At 38.7% G+C, this 6,486-nt stretch carries 8 protein-coding genes; 3 read left to right on the top strand and 5 right to left on the bottom strand.

Annotated features, from left to right (window positions below; all coding sequences use genetic code 11):
* The 3 genes from ON09_RS21565 to ON09_RS21575 all read left to right on the top strand — a co-directional run.
* On the top strand, positions 1-199 hold a 199-nt coding region (locus ON09_RS21565; RefSeq protein ID WP_010603149.1), incomplete at its 5' end, for a hypothetical protein.
* Positions 200-342: 143 nt separating this feature from the next.
* Positions 343-753 (top strand): GlcG/HbpS family heme-binding protein, encoded by a 411-nt coding sequence (locus tag ON09_RS21570; protein ID WP_238533767.1) that lies wholly within the window; start codon positions 343-345, stop codon positions 751-753.
* 165 nt (positions 754-918) lie between these two features.
* On the top strand, positions 919-1,614 hold the full coding sequence (locus ON09_RS21575) for a DUF421 domain-containing protein (protein WP_010603151.1): 696 nt from the start codon (positions 919-921) through the stop codon (positions 1,612-1,614).
* Positions 1,615-1,624: 10 nt separating this feature from the next.
* Here ON09_RS21575 and ON09_RS21580 read toward each other — a convergent pair whose 3' ends face one another.
* From ON09_RS21580 to ON09_RS25310, 5 genes are all read right to left on the bottom strand, one after another.
* Complete coding sequence (locus tag ON09_RS21580; protein WP_010603152.1) at positions 1,625-2,629, bottom strand: LLM class flavin-dependent oxidoreductase; 1,005 nt, start codon at positions 2,627-2,629, stop codon at positions 1,625-1,627.
* Positions 2,630-2,734: 105 nt separating this feature from the next.
* Positions 2,735-3,094 (bottom strand): response regulator, encoded by a 360-nt coding sequence (locus ON09_RS21585; protein WP_010603153.1) that lies wholly within the window; start codon positions 3,092-3,094, stop codon positions 2,735-2,737.
* A gap of 14 nt (positions 3,095-3,108) precedes the next feature.
* Positions 3,109-4,170 carry an AI-2E family transporter gene (locus ON09_RS21590; protein ID WP_010603154.1) on the bottom strand — a complete coding sequence of 354 codons (1,062 nt, stop codon included), beginning with the start codon at positions 4,168-4,170 and terminating at the stop codon, positions 3,109-3,111.
* A gap of 161 nt (positions 4,171-4,331) precedes the next feature.
* On the bottom strand, positions 4,332-6,293 hold the full coding sequence (locus ON09_RS21595) for an OmpA family protein (RefSeq protein WP_010603155.1): 1,962 nt from the start codon (positions 6,291-6,293) through the stop codon (positions 4,332-4,334).
* Between the two features lie 44 nt (positions 6,294-6,337).
* The gene (locus ON09_RS25310; RefSeq protein WP_262495847.1) at positions 6,338-6,463 is read right to left on the bottom strand and encodes a hypothetical protein; all 126 of its coding nucleotides are present in this window, start codon (positions 6,461-6,463) and stop codon (positions 6,338-6,340) included.
* Between the last annotated feature and the right edge of the window lie 23 nt (positions 6,464-6,486).

A 6,486-nucleotide genomic window follows, 5' to 3' on the forward strand; every position in this document is an offset into this window, starting at 1 on the left:
GGCAAATACGAACGTTAGAAAATCAATTCAGAGCAAAATAGAATCTTTAGGTAAAGAAATTGAAAACCTGCAAATTGAGCTCAAGAGATGGGAAAAAATAGCTGCTGATTATGAAACAAACTCAGAGAGCATCGACCTCATTCTTTCGATTCAAATTCCTGAAAAGGCAGAAGGAAAAGTGAAAAGAGTTAAAGCTTAATAAGAATCTCCGGTTTAATTATCGGAGATTTTTTTTTACAAAAGAACTTGATCAATACTCTGATCTGGAATATTAAATACCATTCATAATCAGAACAATAAGCAGCGAATAATGTTAATCAAATACACTTAACCAAGATAAATATGATGAGTTTAACATTAGAGATTGTAGAAAAATTATCGTCGGCCGCTAAGGCCAAGGCAAAAGAAATTGGTGTACCCATGAACATTGCTGTTGTGGATGAAGGTGCGAACTTAAAAGCATTTCACAGGATGGATAATGCCTGGCTGGGATCAATCGATATCTCGATAAAAAAAGCGAAAACTGCCCGTTTCTTTGATATGAATTCCGGAGAAATTGGAAAATTATCGCAACCAGGACAACCCTTATATAATATCGAACATTCAAACGGTGGCCTGATCACATTTCCTGGTGGCGTAGTATTGAAAGATGAAAGCGGTACCATCATCGGTGCTATAGGCGTTTCAGGCGGAACGGTTGATCAAGACCATGAAGTTGCAACCGCTGGTGCAGAAGCTTTAAAATCATATTAAACATTCCTTTTAACTATTCGACATGTTTAAAAAGCATGTCGAATATACAACAATCCAGGTTTCCAATCTGAAATTATTTTGGCGTAGAAGGCCATCCAAATAAAAATTATCTCAATTCTCAAATCGTTTTCCAGATCTGGTTGTTATAGCCTTATAAATTAGGCTATGATATTAAACATCGACTGGAAAAATTTCTTCATTGGAGAGGAAAACTGGGAATTTATGCTGGAGATTGCACTCCGCACTTTCATCATGTATTTCATCATCCTTATTGGCTTAAGGCTTTTAGGGAAACGTGGTGTAAGGCAACTTTCCGTTTTCGAACTGGTGGTGATCATCAGCTTAGGTTCTGCAGCCGGCGACCCGATGTTTTACAAAGAAATCGGCTTGCTGGTACCGGTCATAATATTTTTCATTATTGTAGGTGCCTATCGGTTAACCACCTACCTTACTGCTAAAAATGAAAAATTAGATGACCTGATTGAAGGTAAATGTGTTTACCTGATCAAAGACGGACGCTTTAATACTGAAGAATTTAAAAAAGAAGCGTTGGCACAAGATGAATTTTTTGCTGAAATGAGACAACAAAGTATCTCGCATCTTGGTCAGGTAGAAACAGCTATTTTGGAAACATCAGGCACCTTAAGCATTTATTTTTATCCCGATGAGAAGGTACGCCATGGCTTACCCATTTTGCCAGCACTATTCGCCGATAAAACCAAAACACCATCACCAGATCAACATTATGCATGCGCCTTCTGTGGAAATGTAGACCATGTGGAAACAAAAGCACCTCTTAAATGCGGAATATGCGGCCACGATGAATGGGTAATCGCTATAGACAACTACCGGGTAAAGTAAGATCTACAGATTATTCAAAAATGCTGGCAAACAATTTATTGGAGTACAATTTCGCCTCATGATCATAAATATGCGAAGTACTCATAATTTCATCTACACCAAATTTGGAAACAAATGCCGATAAATTGAGTTTGATGGTCTCTTTACTTCCAATGAAAGAATAATAAAGCATCTGCTCTACAGCCTCTTTTTCCAGCTGATCCCAATAAGAATTGATGTTTTCAACAGGAGGCTTTAAACGTTCTCTTCTTCCTGTAATTACACCCAAAAACATTCTTTTCACAGAACTCGATAACAATTCGGCCTGATCATCCGTATCAGCAGCAACAACATTTACGCAAGCCATTACATAAGGTTTATCCAGAAATTCAGATGGCCTGAAATTATTTTTGTATATCGAAACGGCCTGTTCAAATAGTGCCGGTGCGAAGTGACTGGCGAAGGCGTAAGGCAAACCTTTTTCGGCAGCTAACCTGGCACTGTCAGTACTCGATCCCAACACCCAAATCGGGATATCCAGTCCTTCACCAGGAATGGCCCTCACTTTTGATCCTGCATTATCAGCAGAGAACAATTGGTGTAAACGATCTATATCTTTGGGGAAATTATGTGCAGCATGGAAATTTTCGCCGCGGATGGCCATCGCCGTAACCTGATCGGTGCCGGGCGCCCTGCCTAAACCCAAATCTATACGGTTTGGATAAAGTGATGCTAAGGTACCAAACTGCTCAGCAACGATAAGCGGCGAATGGTTGGGCAACATAATTCCGCCAGAACCTACCCGAATGCTTTGGGTACCACCGGCAATAAATCCAATAAGAATGGCTGTGGCCGAACTGGCTACTCCTGCCATGTTGTGGTGCTCTGCAAACCAGTAACGTTTGTAACCCAACGCTTCAGATTGTTGGGCAATTTCCAAACTGGTTTTAAAAGTATCGGCAGCGGTATAGCCATCTAAAACGGTGGCAAGATCAAGAACTGAATAAGGAATATGTTTTAAAGTGCTGGTATCCATGTTGCGGCTTTGTATAATATCAAAGCACAAAAATATCCTTTAAATGGATGACATGTATTGCTTTCCTGATTATATGACCTTGATTATACAAAGATATTGCTGAGGCTATTCAGACAAAAGCTCATCCATTGTGCTGATCAATTCTTCCATTTCAAATGGCTTTTGCATAATCGCATCGGGCTGGCAATGCACATCATCAATATCAATCTCTACAGCAGAAATGAGCAGAATGGGAATGTCAACAGTTTCTGCATGACTCTTCAAATAATTACAGACTACTCTGCCATCAATTTTTCCAATCCAGATATCAAGCAGGATCAAATCAGGGAGATAATCTTTAATAACCTGATCTATGTGCTCCACATCAAATAATGATTTTAACTCGTAATCTTTGTGCTGAAACATCAGCGGAAATATCTCCTGCAGGTCATTATCATCATCTATAATGAGTATTTTTTTCTTCATCTCTATTGTATAAACTAAGCTTTTCTTTTAAATATATTTCTTTTTCTAACTACAGGTTTTGCCGGACCAATGAGAAAACCGTAGGGCTGAAGAACAGGGACACGGTCACAAATAATCTTCACAATACCCAATAGTGGAATGGCCAAAATCATCCCGGCAACGCCCCAAACAAACTCGCCCCCAACAATTGCCATGATGGTAAACAAGGGGTTAATATTTACTTGTTCGCCTACAATTAGCGGCTCTAAAATATAAGTTTGTACCAGTTGCACAACGGCGTAAACCACTAATACGCCGATAATCATTTTCGAATCTCCTCCCTGCGCCACTGCTGCTAAAACGGTCAGACTCGTTCCCGTCAGGTTTCCGACAAAGGGAATAATTTCTAATATGCCGCAGAGCACTGCGAAAAAGATGGCACTTTCTACACCCACAATGCTAAAACCAATGCCATACATCACCCAGAGTACCCCGATCATTGCACCTAAACCACTTAGATATTTTTGCGCAATTAAACCACTTTCATGCACAATATGCGCTGTTTTATCTTCCTGATTATCTGGAACCAGTTTCAAAATAAAATTTTTAATGTGTGCCCGATAATATAAGCACAGATACATATACACCAACACTAAAATGGTGCTTACCCCAATACTTGCCAGGTTTACGGCAAAGCCAGCAATTACTGCACCGGTTTGGCTGTTACCCTGTTTAATAATTTCTTTTTGCTGATTTTTATCAATACCAACGCTTTGATTCAGCCACGAACGCACATCCTGAATCATGTTGGTTAATCTTGATTTCATTTCATCAATGTTCTCAGTCAAACTGCCCATTTGCCAGTACAATAACCCAACAATTAAACCAATGGCAGCAACGAAAATTAATATACAAATTAGTGACGCTACCGCCCTATTGATTTTTTTAGACTCAAGAAAATTACTCAGACGAATGAAAAGCATGGAGAAAACTGCGGCCAATGCTAATGGAATAAGAAATGAGCTGGCAAAGTAAAGTATTCCAAAAATTAGCGCAATTAGTAAAAGTATATAAACGCTTCGTTGAAGTTTATCCATGCCTCAATTAACATGGAAAAGCTTAAAATGTTTATCAGTAAATCCAATCGTAATCACAACCTTGTTTAAGGACTGAAATTTCACTGTTGATTAAACGAAAATGCCCCTGATTTCCATCAGGGGCAATAAAAAATAAATCTATTTGTTAACCTTAATTTTAATTATTGCTTAACGATTTTGAATTCTGTTCTTCGGTTCAACTGGTGTTCAGCATCGCTACATTGAACATTGTTGGCACATTTATTTAATAATTGAGTTTCACCGTAACCTTTGGCAGTAATTCTGTTTTTGTTTATACCTCTTGAAATGATGTACTGAACTGCAGATTCTGCTCTTTTTTGAGATAATGATAGGTTGTAAGCATCTTTACCACGGCTATCGGTATGCGAGCCAAGTTCAATCCAAATGGTTGGATTATCCAACATAATTTTAACCAGTTTATCTAATTCGACAGCTGCATCTGGACGAATGTTCCATTTATCGAAATCGTAATAAATATTTTCCAATCTGATAGCTTTATTGATTTCGACAGGCTCTAAATGTAAATCTTGTTTTAACACCTCTGATGTTTTTAATCCGATGGTAGCCAGGTTCTCACTATCTGAACGGTAGTTTGTTTTCTCCCCGATTACATTGTATTCCGTTTCTGCTGCCAGATTGAATTGATAATTTCCATCTTCATCAGCTTCCGTTTTTACAGTTCCACCATTTACTTTTGCAAGTGTTACCAATGCATTTGGAATAGGCTGATTGGTTTTCTTATCGAACACTGTTCCTTCTAGCTTGAAAGCAATGATCATTTTTTGATCGATGCTATAGATATCATCATTACCTAAACCATTGTTGCGGTTTGATGAAAGGTAAGCAATGCCTCCTTTTTCATTCAAGCTGAAGCCGAAATCATCCTGAGGAGAGTTGAAAGGATAACCCATGTTTTCAATTTTGCCGATGCCGGCACCATCTCTTAATGCCCTGAAAACATCCAATCCACCCATGCCCACATAACCATCACTGGCAAAAAATAAGTTATTATTCGCATCAAAAACCGGGCTGCGTTCGTTACCAGTAGTATTAATTTCTTCCAAGTTGATTGGTTTTCCCCACTCGCCTGCATCAGTTTTTAAAGAAACATAAATATCAGTACCACCTTTACCGCCCGGCATGTTCGAAGCAAAGTAAAGACTGGTTCCACTGGTTGAAATAAATGGATCACCAACGGAATATTTATTTACATCATTATAAGGAAAAGCAACCGGTTCACCCCATTTTCCATCGGCTCCTTTTGTGCTGCTGTAAATTTCTACATTTACCGTGCTCGGCTTATTTTTCACTTTTTCCAGATCATCAGGAATTGGCGTCATGGTGAAATACATCGTATTTCCATCGGCCGTAAAAGTGGCAGAACCGACATGATATTTGGTGCCGGTTTTAATTGGGAACAAGGCCAAACTATCTTTTGGAGATGGCTTGATGTATAATTTCAGATAGCCATTTCCAGTCCATCCGTAAATTTTCTTATCGGGTGTTTTAGCACCATCGAACTTTAAAAAAGGAGAACTTTCTTTTGATTCAAAACCGGTATTGGTTCGGTCTGAAGTGAAAACTACCCCACCTTGATAAGTGGTAGCGCCCCAGTCAGACTGAGTGCTGTTTAACGCTTTCTCATTTATCAATTCAACTTTTTTAGGGTTTTTCATCCATTTTACTGCCGAATCACATGAAGAAAGCCAAACATCTTTTTGCCTTTCAGTCACATCCTTTTTCTGGTCGATGTAAGCCTGATACTGGACTTTGGCTTCGCTATACTTAGAATTGCTCTGCAATGCTTTTGCATAACCCAAAATATTTTCTGGTTTGCTTCCCGACATTTTCGATGCAATGGCATACCAGCTTTCTGCCTGTTTATAATCATTCATATAAGCATAGGCAGCAGCCAAACGCTCGGCAGCATGCAAACTTTCTTTCTTTTTGTAAGCTTGTTCGTATAAATCTACAGCTTTAGCGTAGTTGTAAAGTTCGTATTGCTTATCTGCATCTTTTAACACATATTGTGCTTTTGCATCAATTTGCACTGCAAATAAACAATATAAAGAGAAGCATGAACTCAGTAAAATTTTCTTCATTATATATTGTTGGATAGATCCCAAAATTACTAATTTATTATGGCTTAAAAAACCCGAGGGGTGGCCAGTCTGATGTTCGGTTTGATGAAAGAATATGATATTGAAATCTCATGTGTTCCACCACTGTAACCTTGCAGCGGGCCGATTGAAAAATCATAGCCATAACCAATCCTTAATTTTTCTGTAGGAAAAA

The sequence above is a fragment of the Pedobacter agri PB92 genome, assembly GCF_000258495.1.
Taxonomy (GTDB): Bacteria; Bacteroidota; Bacteroidia; order Sphingobacteriales; family Sphingobacteriaceae; genus Pedobacter; species Pedobacter agri.

Bases quoted from the DNA above. Each gene is read 5' to 3' on its own strand.
- ON09_RS21595 (WP_010603155.1), bottom strand. From the start codon at position 6,293: ATGAAGAAAATTTTACTGAGTTCATGCTTCTCTTTATATTGTTTATTT.
- ON09_RS21580 (WP_010603152.1), bottom strand. From the start codon at position 2,629: ATGGATACCAGCACTTTAAAACATATTCCTTATTCAGTTCTTGATCTT.
- ON09_RS21570 (WP_238533767.1), top strand. From the start codon at position 343: ATGATGAGTTTAACATTAGAGATTGTAGAAAAATTATCGTCGGCCGCT.
- ON09_RS21590 (WP_010603154.1), bottom strand. From the start codon at position 4,170: ATGGATAAACTTCAACGAAGCGTTTATATACTTTTACTAATTGCGCTA.
- ON09_RS21585 (WP_010603153.1), bottom strand. From the start codon at position 3,094: ATGAAGAAAAAAATACTCATTATAGATGATGATAATGACCTGCAGGAG.
- ON09_RS21575 (WP_010603151.1), top strand. From the start codon at position 919: ATGATATTAAACATCGACTGGAAAAATTTCTTCATTGGAGAGGAAAAC.